The sequence below is a fragment of the Rothia sp. HMSC065G12 genome (assembly GCF_001811455.1).
GTDB classification, from domain to species: Bacteria; Actinomycetota; Actinomycetes; order Actinomycetales; family Micrococcaceae; genus Rothia; species Rothia dentocariosa.
Genome location: NZ_KV804815.1, coordinates 342,709 through 368,817 on the forward strand (window position 1 = coordinate 342,709; position 26,109 = coordinate 368,817).

24 protein-coding genes and 1 tRNA gene are annotated in these 26,109 nt (G+C 48.3%); 17 read left to right on the forward strand and 8 right to left on the reverse strand.

The window, feature by feature from the left end:
- Positions 1-137 precede the first annotated feature (137 nt).
- The gene (locus tag HMPREF2804_RS11320; protein WP_080972538.1) at positions 138-371 is read right to left on the reverse strand and encodes an acetone carboxylase; all 234 of its coding nucleotides are present in this window, start codon (positions 369-371) and stop codon (positions 138-140) included.
- A gap of 50 nt (positions 372-421) precedes the next feature.
- Positions 422-913, reverse strand: a complete 492-nt coding sequence (locus tag HMPREF2804_RS06745) for a DUF3099 domain-containing protein (protein ID WP_050749203.1) — start codon at positions 911-913, stop codon at positions 422-424.
- A gap of 208 nt (positions 914-1,121) precedes the next feature.
- Here HMPREF2804_RS06745 and HMPREF2804_RS06750 point away from each other — a divergent pair, with 208 nt between their 5' ends.
- The 6 genes from HMPREF2804_RS06750 to HMPREF2804_RS06775 all read left to right on the forward strand — a co-directional run bounded on the left by HMPREF2804_RS06750 (position 1,122) and on the right by HMPREF2804_RS06775 (position 6,176).
- Positions 1,122-1,838, forward strand: coding sequence for a beta-ketoacyl-ACP reductase (locus HMPREF2804_RS06750; protein WP_070627800.1), 717 nt, complete (start codon positions 1,122-1,124; stop codon positions 1,836-1,838).
- 66 nt (positions 1,839-1,904) lie between these two features.
- Complete coding sequence (locus HMPREF2804_RS06755) at positions 1,905-2,648, forward strand: SDR family oxidoreductase (RefSeq protein ID WP_070627802.1); 744 nt, start codon at positions 1,905-1,907, stop codon at positions 2,646-2,648.
- A gap of 86 nt (positions 2,649-2,734) precedes the next feature.
- Positions 2,735-3,520: an ABC transporter ATP-binding protein gene (locus HMPREF2804_RS06760; RefSeq protein ID WP_070450200.1), complete on the forward strand. Its 786-nt coding sequence runs from the start codon at positions 2,735-2,737 to the stop codon at positions 3,518-3,520.
- Positions 3,521-3,584: 64 nt separating this feature from the next.
- Positions 3,585-4,457 carry a TrmH family RNA methyltransferase gene (locus HMPREF2804_RS06765; protein WP_083297374.1) on the forward strand — a complete coding sequence of 291 codons (873 nt, stop codon included), beginning with the start codon at positions 3,585-3,587 and terminating at the stop codon, positions 4,455-4,457.
- Positions 4,458-4,623: 166 nt separating this feature from the next.
- On the forward strand, positions 4,624-4,881 hold the full coding sequence (locus HMPREF2804_RS06770) for a type B 50S ribosomal protein L31 (RefSeq protein ID WP_004004643.1): 258 nt from the start codon (positions 4,624-4,626) through the stop codon (positions 4,879-4,881).
- 161 nt (positions 4,882-5,042) lie between these two features.
- On the forward strand, positions 5,043-6,176 hold the full coding sequence (locus HMPREF2804_RS06775) for an LCP family protein (RefSeq protein ID WP_004004644.1): 1,134 nt from the start codon (positions 5,043-5,045) through the stop codon (positions 6,174-6,176).
- A gap of 101 nt (positions 6,177-6,277) precedes the next feature.
- Here HMPREF2804_RS06775 and HMPREF2804_RS06780 read toward each other — a convergent pair whose 3' ends face one another.
- Both HMPREF2804_RS06780 and pepN read right to left on the reverse strand, forming a co-directional pair.
- Positions 6,278-7,507: an HIRAN domain-containing protein gene (locus HMPREF2804_RS06780; RefSeq protein ID WP_070450205.1), complete on the reverse strand. Its 1,230-nt coding sequence runs from the start codon at positions 7,505-7,507 to the stop codon at positions 6,278-6,280.
- A 218-nt stretch (positions 7,508-7,725) separates the two neighbouring features.
- Positions 7,726-10,398 carry an aminopeptidase N gene (gene pepN, locus HMPREF2804_RS06785; RefSeq protein WP_070450208.1) on the reverse strand — a complete coding sequence of 891 codons (2,673 nt, stop codon included), beginning with the start codon at positions 10,396-10,398 and terminating at the stop codon, positions 7,726-7,728.
- A 203-nt stretch (positions 10,399-10,601) separates the two neighbouring features.
- Here pepN and HMPREF2804_RS06790 point away from each other — a divergent pair.
- Positions 10,602-10,687: transfer RNA gene (locus HMPREF2804_RS06790), tRNA-Leu, on the forward strand.
- A 135-nt stretch (positions 10,688-10,822) separates the two neighbouring features.
- Here the strand turns inward: HMPREF2804_RS06790 and HMPREF2804_RS06795 are convergent.
- A complete protein-coding gene (locus HMPREF2804_RS06795; RefSeq protein WP_070450211.1) occupies positions 10,823-11,905 on the reverse strand; it encodes a 2,3-butanediol dehydrogenase in 1,083 nt (360 codons plus the stop codon).
- Between the two features lie 589 nt (positions 11,906-12,494).
- Between HMPREF2804_RS06795 and HMPREF2804_RS06800 the strand changes: the two genes are divergently transcribed.
- The 5 genes from HMPREF2804_RS06800 (at position 12,495) to HMPREF2804_RS06820 (ending at position 16,662) form a co-directional block, all read left to right on the forward strand.
- Positions 12,495-13,454, forward strand: coding sequence for an L-lactate dehydrogenase (locus HMPREF2804_RS06800; protein WP_070450213.1), 960 nt, complete (start codon positions 12,495-12,497; stop codon positions 13,452-13,454).
- A 121-nt stretch (positions 13,455-13,575) separates the two neighbouring features.
- Complete coding sequence (locus HMPREF2804_RS06805) at positions 13,576-13,851, forward strand: hypothetical protein (RefSeq protein ID WP_070450216.1); 276 nt, start codon at positions 13,576-13,578, stop codon at positions 13,849-13,851.
- An 84-nt stretch (positions 13,852-13,935) separates the two neighbouring features.
- Entirely contained in the window at positions 13,936-14,703 is a 768-nt protein-coding gene (gene recO / locus HMPREF2804_RS06810) for a DNA repair protein RecO (protein ID WP_070450219.1), read from the forward strand.
- A gap of 61 nt (positions 14,704-14,764) precedes the next feature.
- Entirely contained in the window at positions 14,765-15,547 is a 783-nt protein-coding gene (locus HMPREF2804_RS06815) for an isoprenyl transferase (RefSeq protein ID WP_048752181.1), read from the forward strand.
- Between the two features lie 23 nt (positions 15,548-15,570).
- Positions 15,571-16,662 (forward strand): quinone-dependent dihydroorotate dehydrogenase, encoded by a 1,092-nt coding sequence (locus tag HMPREF2804_RS06820; RefSeq protein ID WP_070450221.1) that lies wholly within the window; start codon positions 15,571-15,573, stop codon positions 16,660-16,662.
- A 66-nt stretch (positions 16,663-16,728) separates the two neighbouring features.
- Here HMPREF2804_RS06820 and HMPREF2804_RS06825 read toward each other — a convergent pair whose 3' ends face one another.
- On the reverse strand, positions 16,729-17,352 hold the full coding sequence (locus HMPREF2804_RS06825) for a DUF3043 domain-containing protein (RefSeq protein ID WP_004004653.1): 624 nt from the start codon (positions 17,350-17,352) through the stop codon (positions 16,729-16,731).
- 98 nt (positions 17,353-17,450) lie between these two features.
- On the opposite strand from HMPREF2804_RS06825, the gene HMPREF2804_RS06830 reads away from it, so the two are divergent.
- From HMPREF2804_RS06830 to HMPREF2804_RS06850, 5 genes are all read left to right on the forward strand, one after another.
- Positions 17,451-18,857 (forward strand): M20/M25/M40 family metallo-hydrolase, encoded by a 1,407-nt coding sequence (locus tag HMPREF2804_RS06830; protein ID WP_048752177.1) that lies wholly within the window; start codon positions 17,451-17,453, stop codon positions 18,855-18,857.
- Positions 18,858-19,043: 186 nt separating this feature from the next.
- Positions 19,044-19,397, forward strand: a complete 354-nt coding sequence (locus HMPREF2804_RS06835; protein ID WP_004004655.1) for a HesB/IscA family protein — start codon at positions 19,044-19,046, stop codon at positions 19,395-19,397.
- A 218-nt stretch (positions 19,398-19,615) separates the two neighbouring features.
- Positions 19,616-20,503, forward strand: a complete 888-nt coding sequence (gene coxB / locus HMPREF2804_RS06840; protein WP_004004656.1) for an aa3-type cytochrome oxidase subunit II — start codon at positions 19,616-19,618, stop codon at positions 20,501-20,503.
- 15 nt (positions 20,504-20,518) lie between these two features.
- Complete coding sequence (gene ctaD / locus HMPREF2804_RS06845; protein ID WP_048752175.1) at positions 20,519-22,222, forward strand: aa3-type cytochrome oxidase subunit I; 1,704 nt, start codon at positions 20,519-20,521, stop codon at positions 22,220-22,222.
- A gap of 3 nt (positions 22,223-22,225) precedes the next feature.
- Positions 22,226-22,627 (forward strand): cytochrome c oxidase subunit 4, encoded by a 402-nt coding sequence (locus tag HMPREF2804_RS06850; protein ID WP_048752174.1) that lies wholly within the window; start codon positions 22,226-22,228, stop codon positions 22,625-22,627.
- A 689-nt stretch (positions 22,628-23,316) separates the two neighbouring features.
- Here HMPREF2804_RS06850 and HMPREF2804_RS06855 read toward each other — a convergent pair.
- Positions 23,317-24,981, reverse strand: coding sequence for a cytochrome bc1 complex cytochrome b subunit (locus tag HMPREF2804_RS06855; protein ID WP_070450224.1), 1,665 nt, complete (start codon positions 24,979-24,981; stop codon positions 23,317-23,319).
- A 3-nt stretch (positions 24,982-24,984) separates the two neighbouring features.
- Positions 24,985-26,091: a cytochrome bc1 complex Rieske iron-sulfur subunit gene (locus HMPREF2804_RS06860; protein WP_004004660.1), complete on the reverse strand. Its 1,107-nt coding sequence runs from the start codon at positions 26,089-26,091 to the stop codon at positions 24,985-24,987.
- Positions 26,092-26,109: the final 18 nt, after the last annotated feature.

A 26,109-nucleotide genomic window follows, 5' to 3' on the forward strand; every position in this document is an offset into this window, starting at 1 on the left:
AGCCTATAAAAATAGATGTGTATATAGAGACGGTGGTGTACCTGTATTACTTATGGTAGGGGAGAACGCTCGGACAATACAGTGATATGGCGCTTACGTCCCTATCTCTAACTATGGCTGAAATAGAGTTTATGAAGCTAGGACTTTTGGGGAAACGGTAGGGTCTGTTTCCAAAGCTCCCTCTCCCGTAAATAATTCTCAAGCCAATGAACGTGCTCATGACAAGCCAACCAGATCTTGCGGCGCTCAGGAGTGTGGACCTTCGGGTTATTCCAGAGAATCTGGTATGTTGCCTCGTTGTGGCAGCCTTTACGTGAACAAATATCCAAGCTAGGGGAGGAGCTCCCCGCTAAAGAGCCCAGAAGATCCACTGACACCTCCATCTTTATATTGCGCGTAACGGTATTTATACCTGTTGAAACTATATTTCAGAAATATCTATGACATCAGTCCGATTATAAGGCGATGAAGAATCCGCATCTTGTGCGTAGCAATGAGAGTTCTCAGAGGCGTCGGACTCATTATCTGCAGTAGATGTATTCGACGCTGCTCCTGTTTCTAAAGCTCGCCGATGATGCTCAGGCAAATAGGCAGTAAATCCACTCGATTCCTGTTTTGACTCACCATTCGCAAGTACTACGGCCACCCAAGGCAACAGTACTGCACCTGCGACGCATATCCAGCGCAGGGTACCATCTGTAAATACAGCGCCTACAATACAAACTACACGAATCGCCATTTTGAGGATGTAGTCTCGAGCACGTTTATCTACACGCTCCGATAACGGAGCAGAAGCATTACTGATTTCGTATGTCACTAAAGAGTCTTCAAATCGTTCTGCGACATCAACTGTAGATAAGTAGTAACCATGGGCCGCGAGGTCTTCGGCTGTCCAGTGCTTTTCAGCAGTCATTGACACACCTCCCTCAGAATTACAGTAACGAACTCTCTATGATAGACGTTTTAGCTTCGATTCACATGGTGGTAATTACCTGTACTGATTAGTCTAAACCTTCTATTCCTTATGGTGTTAAGTGTTGCAAGAACAGATGCTCACCACATCATATAGATAACGGGCTAGAATAGGTATGACCAGTAACCCCAAATTTATAGGGAAAATAATGAGTGATAACACCCCCAAGACCGTTCTTGTTACCGGTGGTAATCGTGGTATCGGCTACAAGATCGCGCAGGAGTTTAAAGCATCAGGGCACAATGTTTGTGTGACCTACCGTAGCGGGGAAGCGCCCACAGAGTTCTTTGCCGTTAAAGCTGACGTCCGAGACGCAGACAGCATTAATGAAGCTTTTAAAACTATTGAAGCGGAATACGGTCCTGTAGAAATCCTTGTGGCGAATGCAGGTATTACTCGTGACATGCTGCTTATGCGCATGAAGGAAACGGATTTCATGGATGTTATCGATACCAACCTCACTGGCTCTTTTCGTGTAGCACAGCGTGCGATCAAAGGTATGATCAAACTCAAACGAGGCCGTATTATCCTCGTCTCCTCTGTTGTAGGGCTATATGGTTCTCCAGGACAGGTTAACTACTCATCGTCTAAAGCGGCTCTTGTTGGTATGGCTCGTTCCATCACCCGTGAGCTCGGAGGTCGAAATATTACGGCAAATGTTGTAGCACCGGGATTTATTAACACCGATATGACCGATAGCCTGCCTGAGGAAACCAAAGAGAATTACCTGAAAACTATCCCGGCAGGACGTTTTGCCGACCCTGCTGAGGTAGCACGGGTTATTCGCTGGTTAGCTTCGTCAGAGGCAGATTACATCTCAGGCGCCGTTATCCCTGTAGACGGCGGTCTAGGTATGGGACACTAGGTTTTTCCTATCACATGCTATAAACGTCCTACTTTCAGAAAGCACAGAACCAACAAAGGAAAATGTATGTCACAGCTCGCCGGTAAAACCGTTATTATCACAGGGTCTTCACGAGGTGTAGGTGCAGATACTGCCCAAATCCTAGCGGCTCAAGGGGCAAACATCATAGTTAACTATCGCTCCAAAGCCCCTCGAGCCAATAAGGTCGTCAAAGCTATCGAAGAAGCTGGCGGACACGCGACCGCCATACAAGCAGACGTAACTAAGTCTGAAGACCTCACAAACCTTGTGAATGTTGCTATCGAAACCTACGGCTCCTTGGATTATCTCATCTTGAATGCATCGGGCGGTATGGAAACTGGTATGGGTGAAGACTACGCAATGCGTCTCAACCGAGATGCACAGCTTAACCTTGCACGACTTGCAGCCGAAAAAATGCCCAACGGAGGACGCATCGTCTTCGTCACCAGTCACCAGGCACACTTTATCCGCGAAGTTGAAACCCTGGCAGAATACCAGTCGGTTGCAGAGTCCAAACGAGCAGGGGAAGATGCGCTCATCACCGAAATACCTGCGCTCACTGAGAAAGGAATTTCACTTGTCGTCGTATCAGCTGACATGATTGAAGGAACTGTGACTGCAACTTTGCTTAACCGCCTGCATCCTGGGGCTCTCGAATATCGTCGAGAGACAGCAGGTAGGCTCTACACTGTCAACGAGTTTGCCCATGAGGTAGCTGCCATGGTTACCGCAGATGTTCAGACTGGACACGTTGAGCTGGTCGGTGGAGCCCGCGGGTTCATCGATTAGAAGTACGTATAGAGCGAAGAAGCAGGACCCCAAAGGGTTTGCTCCTTCCCACATAGGTAGAGATCATATCGTAGAAGAGAATAACCATGAGCACTGTACTTAATCTTCAAAACGTGAGCGTCATGCGCGGCGGTCGCAATATTCTCGATAACGTTTCCTGGATTGTCAATGAAGGCGAACGTTGGGTTGTCTTGGGTCCAAATGGTGCCGGAAAATCAACACTTTTATCGGTCGCAGCGGCGCGTTTGCACCCTACCGTCGGACAAGTAGAGATCTTAGACGAGACTCTCGGCTCCGTGGATGTTTTTGAGCTTCGCCCGCGTATCGGGCTGTCATCGGGAGCAACCGCCACACAGATCCCTGACCGAGAGAAAGTTTCTGATGCTGTCATGACGGCCGCGTATGCTGTTTCAGGACGTTGGAAAGAGGAGTACGATGCTCTTGACGATGACCGTGCCCAAGAACTTCTTCAAGACTGGGGCGTAGATGCTTTGGCAGAGCGTCAATTCGGTTCACTTTCTGATGGTGAGCGCAAACGCACTCTTATTGCACGTGCTCTCATGACCGACCCCGAGCTCTTATTACTTGATGAGCCTGGAGCTGGTATGGATATCGCCGGACGTGAGGACTTAGTAGAGAGGCTTACAACACTTGCAGTTGATCCTTACGCACCAGCTACAGTACTTATCACACACCACCTTGAAGAGATTCCTGCAGGATTCACACACGCGCTCATGCTCCGCGATGGTCGTGTGGTAGCGTCTGGACCTATTGCTCAGACCATCACAGAAAATAATCTCGCATTAACATATGCGATGGATCTAGCTTTAACAGCCACTCCTACAGGGCGCTACAGCGCTTTTAAACGCTAAGCTTTATCTTTCTCCCACCATATACGTACATGGTGGGAGAAAGTTTATGACCAGTAGTGTCTTTATGAAGAAGAAACAATTATCACCCCAAGAACTGCAAGCACGGGCAGAACGAGTGTACGCAGTATCGTCTGTGGTGCCATTAGCTCAAGCGCCTGAACAAACACTTCGTTACTATACCCACCTGACTGATGTGAAATTACGCTCTGCTCTCGAACCCGACTGGGGCATTTATATTGCAGAGTCATCAAAAGTGGTCCGGCGTGCTTTACATGCAGGACACCGCCCCCTCTCATTCCTTATGAGCGAGAAATGGGCAGATGATCTTTCTGACGTACTGACGAAGTATAATAACATTCCTGCCTTTGTGGGATCGGAAGAAGAACTTGAACGAATAACTGGCTTTCATCTGCATCGCGGAGCTTTAGCAGCAATGGCGCGCCCTGCTCCTCAAACCGTAGAAGATATTATTTACGGGGCTCACCGCGTCGCAATCTTAGAAGATATTGTGGACCACACGAATGTTGGGGCTATATTTCGTTCCGCAGCGGCGCTAGGCGTAGACGCTGTGCTAGTTACTCCACGATGCGCTGACCCGCTGTATAGGCGCTCTATCCGCGTTTCTATGGGAACTGTATTTCAAGTACCTTGGGCCAGAATTACCCGCTGGCCAAAAGACCTGGAAATTCTACACGAGCACGGATTTGAAAGTGCCGCACTTGCACTAGATGAGGACTCTCTTACCTTGGGGCAACTTTCAGCACGCCAGGATAAGAAGTTAGCTTTAATCCTAGGAACAGAAGGACACGGACTCTCACCGCATACATTGGCGCAGACAAAACACACGGTTATGATTCCCATGACCCACGGCGTCGATTCTTTGAACGTGGCAGCTGCGTCAGCTGTTGCGTTTTGGGAAACGAGGCTGCGTTCGTAACAACAAGCCCTCTAAGAACCTAGCGTTACCTCTTTAAAGGTGGTATCCTTGGTGGTTGGCTGTGCATTTTAAGCCGGTCTATGGTGCGCTCTGCGTGCATCGTAAAACCTACTCCATCTATTTAGGGTTACTGGCAAAATCCAGTGACAGAAGAAGGTAATTAAGCATGAAGGCAGATATCCACCCGGAGTACCGTCCGGTACTATTCCGTGACCTTGCATCCGGTAAAGTTTTCTTGACTCGTTCCACGATGACTTCGGATAAAACCGAGAAGTGGGAAGACGGTAACGAATACCCCATCGTTGAGGTCGAGATCTCCTCTGAGTCGCATCCGTTCTACACCGGTAAGCAGCGTATCATGGACTCCGCAGGTCGCGTCGAACGCTTCAACGCACGTTTTGCAAACTTTGGTAAGAAAGCGTAAAACGTAGAATGCAATAAAGAACACACCCCGTAATATAGATTAAAAATCTGATACGGGGTGTGTTTTTATTTTCTACCGTTACAATGTGAAGGTAACTCACTTTGTAGCGGTATTCTTATGCGGGTTATGCCGTTATCACATCACTCGAAGGAAACAAACCCATGAGCGAAGCGCTCGCTGAAAAACCCCGTCGAAAGACTCTTAAACGGGTGCTAATTATTCTTGCTATCCTTATTCTTACTCTTATCATCGGAGTGGGGATTTACCTGTGGAGCATTGGGCATACCTGGGACTCCAAGACTCAAAAATTTGATTCCATTACGAATTCACAAGGAGATTTAGACTCTTTAAGAAAAAACCTGGGAGACCCGAATAATGATCCAAATATTGTGGGTCCCGATGGTAAAACGGCAGATTCTCTTGCTAATGACCTTGACAAGAATGGTAACGGAATTCTTGACTCCTTAGAGGGTGGTAAGACGCGTCAGGTCGTAAAAGGCGAAGGAACTAATATTCTTCTTCTTGGTAGCGATCAACGTTCAGGGCAAGAAGCTGCAACAGTTAGTGGGGCTCGGGCAGATACTATTATGCTGATGCACATTCCTAAAAATGGGGAAGGCGTTTATTTAGTTTCTATCATGCGTGATTCGTGGGTAAGTATCCCCGGGTATGGAAACGCGAAGGTGAATGCAGCTCTCAACTATGGAGGCATTAGCTTACAAATTGAGACCATTGAACAACTAATTGGTGTCAAGATTGACCATGTAGCAGAAATAGACTTTGATGGGTTTAAAGGGCTTACTAACGCTCTAGGTGGCGTTGATGTTCAAGTTCCTTTTGCTTTCCAAACAGGCGTTTGGAACTTTACACCGGGTACCATGCATATGGATGGCAGCACTGCTTTAGCGTTTGTGCGTGAGCGGTATTCCTTTGCATCGGGTGATTATCAGCGTGTACGTAATCAACGTGCATATTTACGTGGACTCTATACGACCATCCAAAAACAGGGGTTTTTGGGTAACATCACTAATTTTAAGAATATGGTGGATGCCTTTAGCGGCTACGTCAAGGTTGATAGTGGTTTAGGCTCTGGTGAGATTCTTCGGATTGCGGCACCTGTCATTAATGGTGGTTCGGCTGCTTTACATATGACGACACTTCCTAACGCAGGCCCTGGCTGGTCTTATGATGGTCAATCAATCATTATTATTAATCAGCCTGCTGTTGATTCGTTGACGGAGGCTTTGAAAGCTGATCGTATGCAGGATTTTATGAATACTTATGGGTCTGACTAGGTATGTCTATATACGGGTCTATAGATCCTGCAGATAAAATTTGGGGTAGTCAGCACGTCAGATACTGTGCTGACTACCCCAAATTTATCCGTATAACGCTATTAATGTTGCACGTGTGTTCTAGCTGGTATAGGAGTTACGGTAACAGTCTGGGATGCATGTTCTTCAGCAGCCAGTCTGAGTAACCGACGACCAAAATACAGAGCAACCGAGTAGAGAGCTCCGCCCATAATTGCTATGAGGACTCCAAGAAGAACACGCCAAATTGCAATTGCCAAGCCAACTATAAGAAGGGTTATACCTATAATTTTGACGAGGGTAAGCAAGCGCGTGTGTTCTTCAGGAAGATCATCGAAAGATACGGGTTTAGCTGCTTTCTCTGGGATAACTTCGTGTGCCGTGATCGCCTCGCTGACTCCGTTTTTTCCTGCAACAGAGGTGATAAATCCGCGAATCTTCTGAGGAAGAATATGCTTCCCTTGAGTGTTTTCCGCTTCAGCTGGGACAAAAGCATCAGGAACCTCATACTTCTTGGCCTCAGGTAGGAGCTCAGGTACATCGTTGGGTAAATCTTTGTACCACTGTTCTGGGATATTCTCTGACCGCACCGCCTGAATAGTTAATGAAAGCTCGAGCCTGTTACCACGTATCGTGCCCCAGACATTGGTGAGTTTGTCATGTTTCGCAGCATGTTCAATGACAGGAATAAACTGTTCTGATATTTGGGAGCTTAAACGTCCTACATGGGTATCCTCATGGAAAACTTCTACCGAACTGACCATGTGCCCATCTGGGTTTTTAACCTGTTGTACTTCAAGTCTTAAAATTACCCGTCCTTCACCTGTCGGCGGCAAAATACTGTGAAGATATTCAGCGTGTCCACTCTCGTCAAGCACCTTGATTGAAGGACCTTGAGGAAGAATAGCTGCTCGCGCTGAGGCATGGTTGAGAGGAAACAGCAAGGTCGGTGACGACAGAAAGAGTTTTCCTACACTTTTAATGTGCGGTCCGCTATCAGCTCGTAGAGCAATAGCATTGAGTTGCAGCTGTGCTGTAGGAGAGAAACCGGAAGCAACAACGCGGGTAATCGCGTTCCAATAGTTTGCAGAATCGTCACGACTTAAACGTCCCACTTTATGATCCCCAACGTATACAGCAATGCTGTTTGCCTCGTAGGGGTTATCAGGTTCTGGAACAAGGCGAGCCTTGCCTTGCCAGGACTGTTCACGGTTGACATGGAGCTCTTGAAAGACTTGTAGAGTCTCAGCCTCATAGTAGTTGTCGGTGACAATTGTGAGGGTTCCACGGTCGCCGAGAGCATAATCGACCAAAGCAAACTCCTTAGGTGGTGATGAATATGTTCTAATTCTCTCACGTTTTTGGGAATAACTAGTACCCTACACGTAAAGTAACTTTTGGGTGACGTTTAAGGAATTGATGAATGTGGTCAAAATCTTGCTTCACGTTAATGAAACCTATAGATAGGCTACAGCCCAGTACAGCGGCGTGAAGAAGAGATACTGTACCAGGCTGTAATGCCTAGAAAGTGCTAGTCGGATAAAGAACTATTGAATTGCTGACCGATCATATTCCGATGCGCATTATCTTGTGCCTCCAAAATGAGCCGACGTAGTGCGGAGGGGGCTGATGGATTCTTGCGTAACCATTCTTGGGCTAGAGCAACTGAAGGATTATCGCTAACCCCGGTTCCTTCAGCGGATCCGTAATTGTAGAGCGAACGAGGGTATAAACCGCGAACTATACGAGTGGCCATACCAATGGAACGGGTGTCCCACATTGATAGGAGCGAATCGAAGAAAGGCTTATAGTAAGGAGTTCGCAGCCCAACATCCCCTCGCAAGAAACCATTTGCTGTTGAGGTCAAGGCGTCGTTGGATAATGAAGAATCTTCCATGATGCGTTTATAAGCGGCTGCTTTGTGGTCGGCATCAGGAATAGCCGCTATCGCATATGCGTAGCCATTCTTTGAGATTGATGACGGATTATACTGTGCAGCTCGGTCTAAATCAGCAACAGTAACAAGGTTACGCCCCGCCAGGGTACCCAAAGCACTCCACCCAAGATTCTGATCGTAGGGGATACCAGTCGCATCGGCAATATCTCCCACAGTATCTTCAAAAGCCCCTCGGGCGATATCGCGGCAGAGATCTTCACCTTGAGTTGAGTAGGAAGAAATAGAGATAAGCCCCCGAAGCAATATGAGCTGCGTATCGGAGCCAGGTTTGGCGGCAGCGAGCGCTTTCGAGAAAGACTCATAGAGAGCATCATACAAAGGCTGTCGAGACTTGGGGGCACCAAAATTAGTAATAGCGTTTTGGCTGTTCGACACCATACTTCCCAAAAGAGATGCACTGCTCTCACGGGATACGTTCCGTACTACCGCGTCTACGAAAGTGGCAACGGGAAGTCTGGAATCGCGCACGCTTTCCCAGAGAGACCCCCAGATAAGACCGCGAGAAAGAGATGATTCAAGAGTGGATACTCCTGCAATTGCCGCTTGAAGACCATCCTCATCGGTGAGCATGATTTTTGCGTAGGTGTGGTCTTCTGCATTGAGCATAAGTAAGTCAGCTTCACCTACAGTCTTCTTATGCTCTTGGGGCAAAGAGACACGATACTCTGCGATAGGATCGGCAGGGTATTCAAGGGAGAGAGTGCCTGTTGAGACAAGTTTTCCTTCTTGAAGGATAAAAGTTTCAAGCTTTACCACATGCGGGCGACCGATACCGGCTGGCTGAGTGTCGGGTAGCTGCTGAGTGAGGTACAAATCCTGGAGCTTACCATCTTCGCGGTAGACACGTCGAGTACCGAGGGTAGATAGACCAGAAGTCTGTAACCACGCTTGAGACCAGGTCTGCATATCGCGACCTGAAACCTCATTAAGTACATCAAGGAAGTCTTGAAGTGAGGTGTTCCCCCAAGCAAAACGTTTGAAATAGACGCGTGCCGCTTCGATAAAGGTATCAAAGCCTACATAGGAAACAAGCTGCTTCAAGGTGGAGGCACCCTTGGCGTAAGTTATGCCATCGAAATTTTGGGCTGCAGCTTCCAAATGAGGTATATCCGCGACAATGGGATGCGTCGTAGGAAGCTGATCTTGCAGATATGCCCAAGATTTACGGTGATTCGCGAATGTTACCCAAGCATCGTTAAAACCATTAGCTTCGATAGCACCTAGAGCACCCATGAAATCAGCAAATGACTCTTTAAGCCAGAGATCATCCCACCATTTCATAGTGACAAGATCTCCAAACCACATATGTGCCATCTCATGGCAGATAGTGTTTGCGCGACCTTCAAGATCATCTTCGGTAGCACCAGAGACAAAAATGAAATCCTCAGTGAATGTTACGAGACCGGGGTTCTCCATCGCGCCGATGTTATATTCGGGGACGAACGCCTGTTCGTACTTCGGGTAAGGGTAGGGATAGTCAAAGAGATCCTGGAAGAAATCTAAGCCGTTCTTAGTGACTCGGAAGATATTATCGTAGTCAAAATGGGGTTTTAGAGAATGGCGGCAGTACGCCACTAAAGGAATATCGCCGCTGTTAGTAATACTCTGGGGTTTATAGGTATCGGTGACTGTGAAGTATTCACCTGCTAACACTGCGGTAATGTAGGTAGAAATTCGCTCGGTAGGAGCAAAAACGCGCTTAACGATATTTGAGTCAGTCGGGTCGGACACCTCAGATTCTAGAACCCCGTTCGAGCTGACAACCCAGTCTCGTGGGGCTGTGATTCGGAAATTAAAAACAGCTTTCAGATCGGGTTGCTCAAAGTTGGGGAATACACGACGGCAATCGGCGGGCTCATATTGGGTGTAAAGATATACACGCCCATCCGAAGGATCAATATAGCGGTGCAGACCTTCTCCCGACCGTGAATAGTATGAACGCCCGTGAACAGTAAGTTCGTTTTCCTCGGCAAGCTCGGGCAGCATGATGCGTGAGCCATCAACAACCTTGTTGAGGTCAAGCTGCGCGCCATTAAGCCTAACAGAATCGATAGAGTGGTGAATATAATCAATGAAAGTCTGGGCACCAGGCTTATGGGATTTAAACTTAACGGTTGTAACTGTAGGGTATGTCTCGAAATTTTCATCCTTGGCATGGGTCAAATCAAGGTGAACATGATATGAGTCTACGGTAATGAGCGCTGACCGTTCTGCAGCTTCTTCGCGTGAGAGGTTCTCGTTATTCATAGTTTCTATTCTAAACTCTCACATGCAGTACTTCATGGACGTGACCCGAACACTGTACTGTATGTTACTAGAAAGGAACATGGGGAGTACTAAATGTTTAAAAGTGACGGATAACACGTTATATAGATTTGCCTGCTTGTACTTGCCAACCGTATAGTATTACTTGTTGCTTTGAGCAGGCAAAGCCCTCTCAAAGGTAACCTGCGCGGGTGGCGGAATAGGCAGACGCGCTAGCTTGAGGTGCTAGTCCTCGTATTAGAGGGTGGGGGTTCAAGTCCCCCCTCGCGCACATTATAAAGGGTCTCTGATAAACATCAGAGGCCCTTTTCTATTTCACTTTTCCGCAAATAATTGAGCGCCCTATACTCTGACAGACAGAATATAAGGCGCTCGCGACTTGCCTGTAAGGCTACAAGAAAGTTACCTAGGGCAAAAGCTGCGGATCGGTAGTGACGAGGATCTTTACGGCAGTCTCGTTGTGGTTAATCAACGTATCAAATCCCTTGTCAATGAGGTCTTCAAGAGGAATCCTGCCAGTAATGAACGGCTTGAGGTTAATCTTGCCTGACTCTACAAGCTTGATAGTTTCCGGGTGGCTGTTCACGTATGCAATGGTTCCTCGAATATCAAGCTCCTTAAGCACGACCTTCTGAACATCCAACGATGCTGGTTTACCCCAAATTGATACGATCACGGCTTTACCGGTAGGCTTGAGTGCATCCAGAATGAGGTCTAGTGCAGGCTGTACAGAGGTGCATTCAAAGGCTACGTCTACACCCTTATCATCGGTCAGCTTATGAATTTCTGCTAGGACGTCAACCTCAGCAGGGGAGAAGGCATAGTCTGCAACTCCAGAATCCAATGCTTTCTGACGGCGTAGCGAGGACAGCTCAGAGATAATGACCTTCGCCCCCTTAGCTTTAAGCACGGCGGAGGTAAGCAGGCCAATGGGACCAGCACCAGTCACTAGCGCAAAGTCACCGTCTTTGATTTCTCCGGCGCGCTCAACTGCATGATAACCGACGCTCAAAGGCTCAATCAGTGCAGCTTCATCTAACGGAAGGTCTTTAGAGATCTTGTGAACCCAACGGCGTTTTACAGATACCTTCTCTGATAGTCCGCCTCCACGGCCAGCAAGACCAATAAAGTTCATGTTCTTAGAAAGATGATAGGTCTTCGAATTTGGGCCGACATCTACAGAGTCTGCAATAATGTATGGCTCAACCACAACATGATCTCCGACTTCAAGATCGGAAATGCCTTCGCCTAAAGCTTCTACGATGCCTGAGAATTCGTGACCAAGGGTTACAGGAGAATCTTCTCCTGAGATTGGATGCGGATGCCCATGTTTAGGGCAGAAAATAGGTCCATCAAGATACTCGTGCAAATCAGTGCCACAGATACCACACCATGCTACTTTGACCAACACTTCACCGGGTTGTACTTCGGGGGTGGGTATGTCCTCAATGCGAATGTCATTACGGTCGTAAAAACGAGCTGCCTTCATGGGATAGACTCCTTTACCTTTGAGGCTCTATATGATGCGCCTAATGCTGAATACTCTGTTGTTATCACGCAAACCGACCTGTTACAGCACTAGGTTAGTTAAGCGCAGGCTCGATAGCCTACATCTATAACACTACTCTTCCATGCCAATGTTTACTAGGAAACATAGAAAAAATACTTTATATGACATAAACGCGTAGTTTCAGCCCAAATATCGTATAAACCCACCAAAATTACCAAACTTGTAGCCCACTACCAGACAATGTACGAAAACTACTCTTCGCAATAGTATTCTAGCTGTGAGTTCCTCTAGATATGTTTGGGCTTGGGAGGTTCCTTGCCCCCCCCCCAGAAATAAGGGTTAAATTATGTGATATTAACCAAAAAGTCGTAAAGCCCTTATATGGCTTCTTGGGAGAAAAATATGGTCTTCTAGTAAAAACTCACATAAAAAATCGTGAAAAGAGCAACTAAACCAACATAAACCCCAAAGAACAAGGCATAATAGATAATGGGAACTTCAGAAGACACTCCGTGCTTCTGCCCACATATCAGACAAATCAACAACCCCAAGACAGGGCGGCGACCCAATGAACAACGTAAAATCTACCACTAAACTCGGCATCATCGGCGCAGGCGGTGTCGGATCTGCAACCGCATACGCAGCAACCCTACGTGGCTCTGCAAATGAAATCGTCCTTTACGACATTGACGGCAAACGAGCACACGCTGAAGCCCTCGATATCGCCCACGGTTCTATGTTCGCCCATGAAGCGCAGCTCACCGGCGGAGACGACCTCGAAATCCTGCGTGACTGCGACATGATCATCATTACCGCAGGTGCCCGCCAAGAGCCCGGGCAGCCCCGCCTCGAACTCGCAGGAGCAAACGTACGCATCCTCGAAAAATTACTGCCAAACCTCATGGAAATGTCACCCAACGCAATTTACATGCTGGTTACCAACCCCTGCGACGTACTCACTGTTGTCGCCCAGAAGATCACCGGGCTACCCTCACACCGAGTACTATCCTCCGGTACCGTACTCGATTCTTCTCGACTGCGCTGGCTCGTCGCCAGCAAAGCCGGAGTCTCCATCAAGAGCGTTCACGCAAATATCATTGGCGAACACGGGGACTCGGAGTTCCCTGTCTGGTCGGCAGCTAACATCGGCATGGTACCCCTCATTGACTGGGAATACAACGGCACCAAAGTATTTACTGAAGAAGTACGTGCAGAACTAGCGCACGAAGCCATGCGTGCAGCATACAAAGTCATTGAAGGTAAAGGATCCACCAACTACGCCATCGGTGTTTCCTCGGCACGAATTGCAGAAGGCTTCCTCCGAGATCAGAACGCCGTACTGCCAATCTCCACCATTGCAGCAGGCGAACTCTACGGCTTCAAAGACGTAGCACTGTCCCTACCCTCCGTCGTAAACTACGAAGGCGTACAGCGAGTCCTCAGCGTTCCCATGAACGACGAAGAACACAATAAGCTACGCGCCTCCGCAGAAGCAATCCGCGCATCCCTGGAAACCCTAGGATTCTAAAGAACATTCCTAAAACACCCTTCTAAACGCGTGCCCAAACACACTGGGTACGCGTTTGTCATACCTTCACAATATGACACTCTCCAACCACAATAGCCATAAAAGATAGTAGACTAGACACATGAGCACTGACCCCCGCACCGAACTCACTCGTCTACTCGACGCCCTCGAAACACACCTTGACGCCGTCACCCACCGCACCCGCGAACACGACCCCGTAATCGACGAAGCCTATGTCGAAATTGCAAACGCTTTTGAAGCCTACGAAAATGCCCTCTTCGAAGTACATAACGAAGTAACACCTCTTAGCGTCTACGGAGATGACGACGAAAACTTCGACGAATTCCTCACCGACACCGACGACGAAGACGACGATATCGAATACGAAAAAAACTAACCACACAACCAAACCCTCAGGCCCCGCATCCTAGCCACCCGCCAGAATGCGGGGTTTCTCTTCACACACCACAAACATAAAACCATGAGCACCCCAAAACACCTCCGAGACCACGCCCTCGTCCTCCGCGCCCAAAACCTAGGCGAAGCAGACCGCATCATTATCATGCTCACCCAAAACAACGGAGTCATCCACGCCGTTGCCAAATCAATCCGCAAACCAAACTCAAAATTCGGTGCTCGGCTAGAACCCTACATGCACACCGACCTGTCCTTCACCCGAGGCAAAACAAACCTCCACACCATATCCCAAGCCGCAACCATACATGCCTATACAGCGACCCTCATGGGTAACTACAACGCCTACACTGCCGCAAACACCATCGCTGAGGTCGCAGAAACACTTAACACCAACAGTACCCCCCACGACACCAACCCACACTACCACCTCACTCACGGAGCAATCGCCACACTAGCTCATAACAAACACACACCACAGCGCATCCTCACAAGCTATATCTTACGTGCCATGAAACTCGCAGGCTGGCTCATCTTCACTGCCACCTGCACACACTGCAATCAACCCATCACCACTGGGTACCACCCAGCAGGCACACGTGGCATAACAGGAACCCTCTGCAAAACTTGCGCCCACCAAAATGACACCCCCACAACACCCATAACACCCACCGAATACAACTACATACAAGCTCTCTATAAAGGGAACTGGGACACTATAGATAAAGTCTCACCTCTCACTGCACGCAAAATACTCAACCTCACCCTACACACCACCCAAAACTACCTCGAAACCCCCCTCAAGACCCTCACCTACCTCGAACTAGAAACCTAAAAAACACCATCAAACACGGTAAAATACTGTATTAACACACCATCAACCCGGAAAGAATCCCATGCCACAAAAACCACCGGCACACCCCTCCGGAACAACTCCACCACCCATACCCAAAAAATTCATTCCTCAACACGTTGCTGTTGTCATGGACGGCAACGGACGCTGGGCCAATGAACGCGGACTCCCACGCAATGAAGGACACCGAGCAGGCGAAGCAGCCCTCCTCGATATCGTTGCAGGAGCCATAGAAATGGGCATACCCTATATCAGTGCCTATGCCTTCTCCACAGAAAACTGGAAACGCTCACCCAGCGAAGTATCCTTCATCATGCGGTTCTCCACCGAAGTCCTTAACCGACAACTCGAAACCCTCAAATCCTGGGGAGTACGCATCCGCTGGGCAGGGCGCCGCCCCAAACTCTGGAAAAACGTTATCTCACAACTCGAACAATGCGAACGCGAAACCATCAATAACACCACCTGCACCCTCACTATGTGCGTTAACTATGGAGGACGCGCAGAAATCGCAGACGCAGCCGCAACCATTGCACAAGACGTACAAGCAGGCATCCTCAAACCCTCATCTATCACAGAAAAAACCTTCCAAAAATACCTCGATGAACCAGACCTACCAGACGTCGACCTCTTCCTCCGATCATCAGGCGAACAACGAATATCCAACTTCCTCCTCTGGCAAAGCGCCTACGCCGAATTCGTCTTCATGAACGTACTCTGGCCAGATGTAGACCGCCTAACCCTCTACGAAGCCGTCGAAGAATACGCCAGCCGCGACCGCCGATACGGAGGCGCCACCGACAAAATTCCTAACCCCAAAAACTAACACCACACCACAAGGAGCAAATAATGCGACTATACCCAACCTTCTTCAAAATCTTCTTCGCAGGCATGGATCCCGAAAAAGCACACCACATTGGTTTCTGGGGAATACAAACCCTCAAAAACCTAGGTATTACTCGCATCCTCAAAAGCTACCTTCAACCCAATCCCGGCCTCCGCACCACAGCCATGGGACTCACCTTCCCTTCACCCTTCGGACTAGCCGCAGGCTTCGACAAAGGTGGGAAAGGTATCGCAGCCCTTGCAGGACTAGGATTCGGACACATCGAAATCGGCACCATCACCGGACAGGCACAACCTGGTAACCCACAACCACGTTTATTCCGCCTCATCGAAGATAAAGCAGTCATTAATCGTATGGGATTCAACAACGACGGTGCCGCAGCCGCAGGACCCCGAGTCGCATCAGCACGTGCCGATCTAGAAACCGAATACCGTCCCGAGAAACGCCCCATCATCGGCGTCAACATAGGAAAAACAAAGATTGTAGAACTAGAAAACGCCATAGAAGACTACCTAATATCAACACGTACCCTAGCCCCACAAGCAGACTACCTCGTCGTCAACGTAAGCTCCCCCAACACCCCAGGACTACGTACACTGCAATCCATCGCAACACTCCGCCCACTCCTACAAGCCGTACGAGAAGAAGCAAACCGAGTCTCACCCCACCGCCACGTGCCTCTCACCGTTAAAATCGCTCCAGACCTTGTAGACGAAGACATAACAGCTGTCGCTCGCCTAGCCCAAGAACTAAAGCTTGACGGGATCATCGCAACCAACACCACAATCGCACGCGAAGGCTTAGGACTTCACACCACCAAAGAAAAAATTAACGCTATAGGCGCAGGAGGACTCTCAGGAGAACCACTTAAAACCCGATCACTCGAAGTCCTACACCTCCTCAAGAAAGAAATAGGCAACAAACTAGCCCTCATCTCTGTTGGAGGAGTAACCAACGCCCAAGACGTACAAGAACGACTAGACGCAGGCGCAGACCTTGTCCAAGGATATACCGCCTTCCTCTACGAAGGCCCCTTATGGGCCGCCCACATCAACCGAGGACTCTACAAAATCCGTCGCTCGCACCAAAAATAAACCTCACAAAAAGGGTGAGAAACCAAACACGGTTTCCCACCCCAGAAATCATTAAAGACACAGTATTTACTTTGGATACTCCCCATACTTAACAAGAGGATAAGGTCGCCGCATCCGACGAATCATCATCACACGGTTGAACGCATACATACCACTACCACGCTGTACCTCGCCAAACTTAGCAATAACCATCTGTTTAAGCTTGCGCCACATTAACCAGTAATCAATAACCCACAACAGCATCAGAGCATACATGCCATACATAGTCCCGTAGTAGACAGGAGCAGCAGCTACGCCAAAACCGCTCACGACCCACGACGCAACAAGAAAAACAATGAGCAAAATAAGCATTATATCGCCCAAATTCCGGCGAGCATCAATATAGTCGCGAATGTACCGCCGCTGAGGCCCCTTATCCACTATCGGTAGATACTTCTCATCGCCAGTACGCATAGCCTCCCGCTGCCGTGCCCTAAGCTCAGCAGCAGCCTCACGATCAGCAGTCTTCGCCGCGCCACGATCAGCACCGACTATAGGCCTCCTTCGCGCCGCAACTTGCTCTTTACGAGACGGTGTAGGACGCCCTTTCTTCGGCGTGAACTTAGAGTTCTCAGGAACCTCATGCTGTTTCTCTTCTTCAGGCTCGACAGCAGCCTCCTGCGGAGCCTTACCTTTTTTACGACCAAACACCCTACTAGAATAACCAAAAATAATTTCCTACGCCGAATACCAAGACCAAAAAATAAAAAAGTATGCGCCACCCCTGTATAAAGCGTATTGTTAGACGCATGGCCAATTTTCCTCATAAATTCCCAGAACATGATGCGCTCACAGAGGCGCTTGAAGCCCATTTTGATGAATATCTTACTGAGCTGAAGGATCTAGTCTCTATCCCATCCATCGCGTGGGAAGCTTTTGATCTAGCCCAGGTCCAACGAAGCGCTGAAGCTGTGTACGAGCTTGCGAAACGGTCAGGTTTTCAAGAGGTAAAAATCCTTTCTGCGTCGTACCACGATGAAACGGGGGAGACACATCAAGGTATGCCAGCGGTAATTGCCACTAAACCAGCTGTTTCAGGGTATCCCACAATCCTGTTATACGCTCACCATGATGTACAGCCTCCTGGCGATAACACGCAGTGGGAAACTGACCCGTTTACCGCAGTTCAGAAAGGCGCTCGCCTCTATGGCCGCGGTGCTGCAGACGATAAAGCAGGGGTTATCACCCATATGGCTGCTTTCCGTTTAGTATCGGAAGTATTAGGCCATGATTTCAACGTTGGCGTAAAGATCTTTATCGAAGGGGAAGAAGAAGTAGGGTCACCCTCTTTCCGCGAATTCTTAGCTGCCTACCAGAGGGACCTAACCGCTGATTATATTGTGGTAGCAGATTCTGCCAACTGGCGAGCTGGAGTTCCGGCATTAACTACCTCATTACGTGGCGTAGCTAGCGGGGATATTGAAGTTCGAACTGGTAATCACGCAGTACACTCTGGTATCTTTGGAGGCCCTTTTCTAGACGCACATACGGTATTAGCCCGTCTGCTGGGTACTTTTCATGATGACGAAGGTGCAGTTGTTGTAGAAGGCCTGTACCGTGGTGAAGACCCTAAGGTCGAATATCCTGAACATGAATTCCGCGCAGATGCTGGAATCTTAGACCAGATGCCTCTAGCAGGATATGGATCAATTACATCTCGGCTCTGGCAGCAACCTGCACTTTCCGTTATAGGTATGGATATTCCGTCAATTGCCCATTCTTCAAATACCCTTGCTGTTACTTCGCGAGCTCGTATTAGTGTCCGGCTGGCTCCTGGTGATTCTCCCGAAAATGCGCACAAAGTTCTGGCAGACCATATAAAGAAGCATGCACCTTATAACGCGCAAGTTAGCTATACTCCTGTCGACTCAGGGTTACCCTTTGCCACAGATGTTGAGCAGGATGGAGCTCAAATCACCTTGTCAGCAATGGCTCAAGCTTGGGGTATATCTCCTGTGCAGACAGGCATAGGAGGCTCAATACCTTTTATAGCGGATTTGAAGGAGAACTTCCCCGACGCCCAGATTCTAGTAACTGGTGTTGAAGACCCAGACACCCGGGCACATAGCGCCAACGAATCGCTGTATGTACCTGATTTTAAACGAGGAATTTTAGCGGAGGCACTGATATTGAGTGCTCTCAGCAGGAGTAAGTAGATTAGGAAAGGAAAGCAACTCAAGGAATATACCTCACACACTAAGTACAGAATTCTACAAAGTTGGTATTCTGGACGTAAGAGACCTTGATGCCCTTAGTGAACTTGTGAGTCCGCTGTTGTCGTGAAGAAGTAGGACAGCGTAATCTGACTTTACGAAGGGGGATATTGTCAGGAAAGGATAAACATGACTGAGACTGTAACTGAGCTACCAACACACGGGGTTAACCTTACTGAAGTTGCTCAGAATAAGGTACGTACTTTGCTCGAACAAGAAGGACGTACCGATTTGCGCCTCCGGATTGCTGTACAGCCCGGTGGCTGTTCCGGGCTAATCTATCAGCTCTACTTCGATGAGCGAGTACTTGATGGTGACGCAGTGCGTGATTATGACGGTGTGCAGGTTATCGTAGATAAAATGAGTGCCCCTTATCTAGATGGCTCAACGATTGATTTTGAAGACACGATTGAGAAACAAGGATTCTCAATTGATAATCCGAACGCGGCAGGATCATGTGCCTGTGGCGACTCTTTCCATTAGGAGCATTGATATAACAGAACCCCTAAAAAACCAACTTTAGGGGTTCTGTTACGTTAAAATTCAGTAATTTTCCAGGAAACTTACAATTTCAGTGACAGAGTGTCACCGTAAGAGCAGAATTCGCGGTAAGCTCTAAGGGATAAGTTTTTTATAATTGCCTCAGGTTTACCTGTAGACCTGAGCACTAGCACACACTGCAAGAACAGGAAGGGCCGTCTGTGAGTTCGCAATATCGAACCGGCAGTCGTCGTAAGCGTGCAAGTCTTGTTGGCCTCGGGACTACAGCGACGCTGCTGATGACTGGTTGTTCAATGGATAAGGCAGCTGTAGGCTGGTTACCTACAAAAGCTGGGCATCCGGCTACTGATAATGCCGAGAACCTCATGCATCTCTGGGTAGGCACTTGGAGTGCAGCTCTTGTTGTCGGTCTTATTACTTGGGGCTTGATGCTATGGTGCATCATTGCCTACCGTAGGCGTAAGAACGAAAGTGGCTATCCTCGTCAGCTCAGCTATCACCTGCCTCTGGAAATTTTTTATACTTTCGTTCCAGTCGTCTTGATCGTCAGTATGTTTACGTTTTCAGACCGAGTCGAGCGTCAAGTAACTGGTCCTAAAACTGGTGCCGATCGACAGGTCACTGTTGAAGTGTATGGCAAACAATGGGCCTGGGATTTCAACTACACAGATGAAAACGTGCATGTAACTGGTGTACAAGCTCACCTTGATGGTTCACCAGGTAAAGAAGCAGAACTTCCAACGCTTTATCTGCCCGTTAACTCAAATGTTGACGTAGTCCTCAAATCGCGTGATGTGATCCATTCGTTCTGGGTTCCGGCTTTCCTAGAGAAACGGGATACGATCCCTGGTATGACGAACCATATTCATATCACTACCAAAGAAATTGGTGATTATAAGGGTAAATGCGCTGAACTTTGCGGTGAGTACCACTCTGAGATGTTGTTTAATGTCAAGGTGGTCTCACAGGAAGACTACGACAACTACATCAATTCCCTTAAGCAAAATCCCGAGAATCAGGGTATCGCTGGGGACGAATACAACCGTAATCCCAACCAGAACGCGACTCCGCGTCCCGCTAACCAATAAAGGGGTGAAATAGACGTGACTACCCTCGAATATTCAACTGAGAGTGCAACGGCTGTTGCGCCGCGCGTGGTTCCTAAGTCCAAGGGACGCATCTTTGTCAATTGGATTACTTCCACGGACCACAAGACCATTGGGTACATGTACCTGATCTCTGCCTTCATCTTCTTCTGCATGGGCGGAACTATGGCTCTGCTGATGCGTATTGAGCTTTTTGAGCCCGGTATGCAGATCCTACAGACGAAGGAGCAATTTAACCAGCTCTTTACGATGCACGGTACCCTTATGCTTCTCATGTTCGGCACCCCTTTGTTCACCGGTTTGGCGAACGTGCTTATCCCGCTCCAAATTGGTGCTCCCGATGTGGCATTCCCTCGCTTAAACGCATTGGCTTTTTGGTTCTTCCTTTTTGGGTCGCTAGTAGCGATTGCAGGTTTTATTACCCCACAAGGTGCAGCCTCTTTCGGCTGGTTTGCATACGTCCCACTAAATAGCACTACTTACAGCCCGTCTGTCGGTGGTGATTTATGGGTCTTTGGTCTTGCGTTGCAGGGGTTCGGCACAATTATGGGTGCGGTTAACTTCATTACTACAATTGTGGCAATGCGCGCCCCTGGCATGACTATGTGGCGTATGTCTGTGTTTACGTGGACAACTCTGATTACTTCAATCTTGATTATTATGATCTTCCCGCCTCTGGCATCCGCTTTGTTTGCTCTAGGTATGGATCGCCGATTCGGAGGACATATTTTTGATCCAGAAAATGGGGGAGCGGTGCTCTGGCAGCACTTGTTCTGGTTCTTCGGGCACCCTGAGGTGTATGTGCTTGCGCTACCTTTCTTTGGTGTGACTTCGGAGATTATCCCTGTATTCTCACGTAAACCCATTTTTGGTTACAAAGGTCTTGTTACAGCGACCATTGCTATTGCGGGCCTGTCTGTAACTGTGTGGGCGCACCATATGTACGTAACTGGAGCGATTATGCTTCCGTTCTTCTCGTTCATGACCATGATGATTGGTGTTCCAACCGGCGTGAAGTTTTTCAACTGGATTGGGACTATGTGGCAGGGGTCCATTACGTTTGAAACTCCATTATTGTGGATCTATGGATTCTTAGTAACCTTCCTCTTTGGAGGTCTGACGGGTATTATCCTGGCTACTCCGCCTCTAGACTTCCATATCTCGGATACTTACTTCGTGGTTGCACACTTCCACTACGTGATTTTTGGAACCATTGTTTTTGGTATGTTTGGTGCATTCTACTTCTGGTGGCCAAAATTCACTGGCAAGATGCTCAACGAACGGATCGGTAAGATTCACTTCTGGCTGGTATTCTTCGGGTTCCACGCGACCTTCTTGATTCAGCACTGGGTTGGCGTTGATGGTATGCCTCGTCGATACGCTGACTATCTGCCCGAAGACGGTTTCACCTGGATGAACCAGTTCTCAACTGTTGGATCCATGATTCTTGCCGTTTCAATGATTCCCTGGTTCTGGAATGTTTACATTACTGCTCGGTATGCTCCGAAAGTCGAGGTAGACGATCCCTGGGGATTCGGCGGATCTCTCGAATGGGCGACTTCTTGTCCTCCGCCCCGCCACAACTTTACTGCATTGCCTCGTATCCGTTCCGAACGCCCGGCTCTAGACCTACATCATCCCGAGCTTTCAACGAATCATGATGTTGCCGCTGCAGCTCTTGCAGCACAGAAGGGAGAGTAAACCGTGAAAGTTCTCGGGAAGGTCTTCCTGTACCTTGGTATATTCTTTACTCCTGTTGGAATTATTTATGGGTTTATGACCAATTTTGATGAGTGGGCCGGGTTTCCCGCGCTCCTCGTGACGGCGCTCATGTGCTTCTTCTTGGCTTTCTTCCTCATGTTTACTGAAAAGAAGCTAGGAAGCCAACCCATGGATAACTACACGGGTGAAATCGCTGAGAGTGCTGGTGAGTATGGGTTCTACTCACCATGGTCTTGGTGGCCGTTCATGATCGGTTTAACGTGCATGATTGTTGTTCTTGGGGCAGCGATTGCTTGGTGGGTACTAATTCTTGCGTTGCCTATCGTAGCAGTCGCCGTTATCGGGTGGGTATATGAATACAACCGCGGTGATCACGCACACTAATCATATACAGTAAAAGGTGGGGTTACATCATCTATACGGATGATGTAACCCCACCTTTTCTATATTCCAGAGATTCTCGAATAAAGTTCTATCTGCCCCAGATATGTACTAAAAAGGGAGGTAAGAAAAAGCTAGTTGGATTAATTGTCTGTATTGGCAGTTTATCTGAGGATCATCGAAGCAGCGAGGTGCCTATCGCACGATAATAGTTTTTGCAGAGGCAGTTTCGCTCGCTTATCAGTACGCTCGGCTCGAAAGAAAAGACGGCAATTTTATGCTCGCAGAAGTGCTCTCTCTGCAAGAATTCTAGAGTCTCAACCTCAAACCTAGGTTATTGCTACTTTTATCTGTTAATCCGCTAGGCTCCTTCCTGCCTCTAAGACCAGCGGCATGATAGTTTGTGTAAATTTCAGGGACGGGGTGCGCTTAGCACATATGAAGTTATTCCATTATGGCATCAGGTATATAGCGATCGCTGATAAGTAAGCAAAGATTCTTAGTTTCAGGAATAGGGCATGCTGCTTATGAGAATTTTTCATGAGAAAGTCTGGACTCCTGGCCTTAGAAGATGGATATGATATTGGGTCAACAGCAACATTGCTGGAAGAGATACATGCGGTACAAACGTTGAGGGTTGGTCCCACAGTTTTGTGGCACCAACCCTCAAGTAAACTTATGAAGTTGTAACTTTAGCCCTTAATCTCGGGGCTATCAAAGGAAGCTCCCTCAACCCTTTGAGCTTCATTATGTTCATGATGAGCTTCTTCTAGCTCAGTAGGAGTTACAGGAAGAACACGATCAGTAAAGAACAACTTCGATAAGGTGCCTCGTGCTTTCTCAAGCATTGTAACCTTCCCCTTAGCATTGGGGCGTGCAGGTATTACATCTGGTGAATCGAAACTAACTAGCTTGTACCGACGATACTCGTCAAGAGGCCTGTGCACCTCAATAAACTCACCATGGGGGAGTTGCACCACTTGACCAGTTTCGATGCCATGAAGCACTAGCTCACGATCTTTACGCTGCAAGGAGAGGCAAATCCTTCGGGTAATCTCGAAACCAAGGATGGGTCCAAGGAAGAAGAGCGCACGCAATACATAAGCTACATCATTTAGCGAGACGTGGAAATGTGTTGCGATCAAATCAGAAGATGCCGCGATCATCAAAACTGAGTAGTAGATGATACCGGCAACACCGGCGCCTGTACGGAATGGAGCGTTACGCGGGCGATCAAGAATATTATGAACCCGATTATCTTTGGTGACCCAACGTTCGATCCAAGGCCACGTGAATAAGAATCCCATCAAGACGCCTGCGAGTGCAAAAGGCAGTAGGACATTCAGAACCCATGTTCCACCGATTTGCCATTCCCATGACCATGGCCAAACACCAGGCCATAGACGTAATGCACCGTCACCAAAGCCTACGTACCAGTCAGGCTGAGTACCTGCTTGAACTGGAGATGGATCGTAGGGACCATAGTTCCATATTGCGTTAATAGTGAAGGTGGAAGCTAAGAAAGCGATGATACCGAAAACTATGAAGAAGAAACCGCCTGCTTTTGCAGCATAAACCGGACCTACAGGAAAACCAACAACGTTATTGTTGGTACGACCTGGCCCTGGATATTGGGTGTGTTTATGCAGGACAACCATGAACATATGTAGTCCAACGCACAACAACAGAACTGCCGGAATGATCATAATATGCAGGCTGTATAGGCGGCTAATAATGTGTTCACCTGGGAACTCGCCTCCGAAGAAGAAAAGCGAGAGGTATGTACCTACAAGCGGAACTGCGACCATAATGCCATCGACAATTCGCAAACCGTTACCAGAGAGCACATCATCGGGGAGGGAATACCCAGTAAAGCCCGCCATAATACCCGTGACAAAGAGGACGCAACCTACAACCCAATTCAGCTCACGTGGACGACGGAAAGCCCCTGTAAAGAAGACACGAAGCATGTGGATACAGATGGCCAACATAAACATGAGAGCCGCCCAGTGGTGAATCTGACGGATCAACAGGCCTCCGCGAATATCAAAAGAGATATCTAAAGTAGACGCAAACGCAACAGACATTTCTGTACCCTTCATGGGTACATATGAACCGTCATAGGTAACTGCAGCGGTTGATGGGTTAAACCAGAATGTTAAAAAAGTTCCTGAAATAAGGAGCACTACAAAGCTGTATAGAGCCACCTCACCGAACATAAAGGACCAGTGATCTGGAAAGATTTTTCGGCCAAATTCTTTAACAACCCCAGACATGCCAACACGCGTATCAACAAAATTCGCGATACGCCCAGCGTTGCTTTTAGGTTTGTACTCGTAGCCAGTTGTTGTAGACATTACTTATTTCGCCTCCTTCTCACGCTCTGCACGCATTTCTTCGACGTGCTGACCGCGTTCCCAATACGCGGGACCAACTGGCTCATGGAAGTCACTCTGAGCCACAAGATAACCATTATCATCGACTGTAATCGGCAACTGTGGGAGTGCGTGACCTGCAGGGCCGAATACAACCTTGCATTCATCTGCCGCATCAAAAGTAGACTGATGGCACGGGCACAGCAGATGGTGCGTTCGCTGCTCGTACAGCGCGATGGGACATCCAACGTGTGTACAGACCTTCGAATAAGCGACTATACCGTCAACGTGCCAGTTTTTGCGTTCTTCCGAAATCTTCATCTCATTGGGGTCAAGACGCATCAACAAGACAACTGCTTTAGCTTTTTCCTCTAGATAGCCATTTTCATGGCTGAGGGACGTGATGGTCTCCGGCAGAACGTGATAAGCGGATCCGATCGTAACGTCAGAAGCTTTAATCGGAGTCCCAGAAGGGTCGCGTACAAGACGGACACCCTGATCCCACATTGTGTGTTTAAGAACGGCAGGATCATTCGGCCCCAGATCGCGCAGGAACGTAATAAAAGTTAACGGAGCCAGAATAACTGAGCCAATGAGAGTATTGCGCAGGAGAGGACGGCGTTTAATACCTGACTCATCAATAATAGTTTCGATGATTTCTTCTGCCTCGGCGCGATCCTCTTCAGGACGCAAATCGTGCCGCTCCTCAACGAGTTCATGGTCAGGCATAAGCGTACGTGCCCAATGAACAACTCCAATACCAATGCCGAACATAGCGAATGCTATACCTAAACCAAGCAAGAGGTTCTGCAGCTGCAGTTTACTGGTAGGCTCCGTATTGTTTACATCAAAGAAGTTACCTTCAACTGATATACCGAAATACGCGACCCAGAATAACAAAGAGCCGAGCATTGATAGTACAAAGAGTAGAATAACTTGGCGCTCAGCACCTTTAGCACGCTTCGAATCCACATCTGTCAGACGTGGACGATGTGGGGGCAGCCCAGGATTCTGAAACTGCTCCTTTGAATCCTCTGAAGAGGTAACTACGGTAACGCTCTGAGCGTCTTGACCGTCACGATGGTTTCCCATGTGTTGCCTCAAATCTTT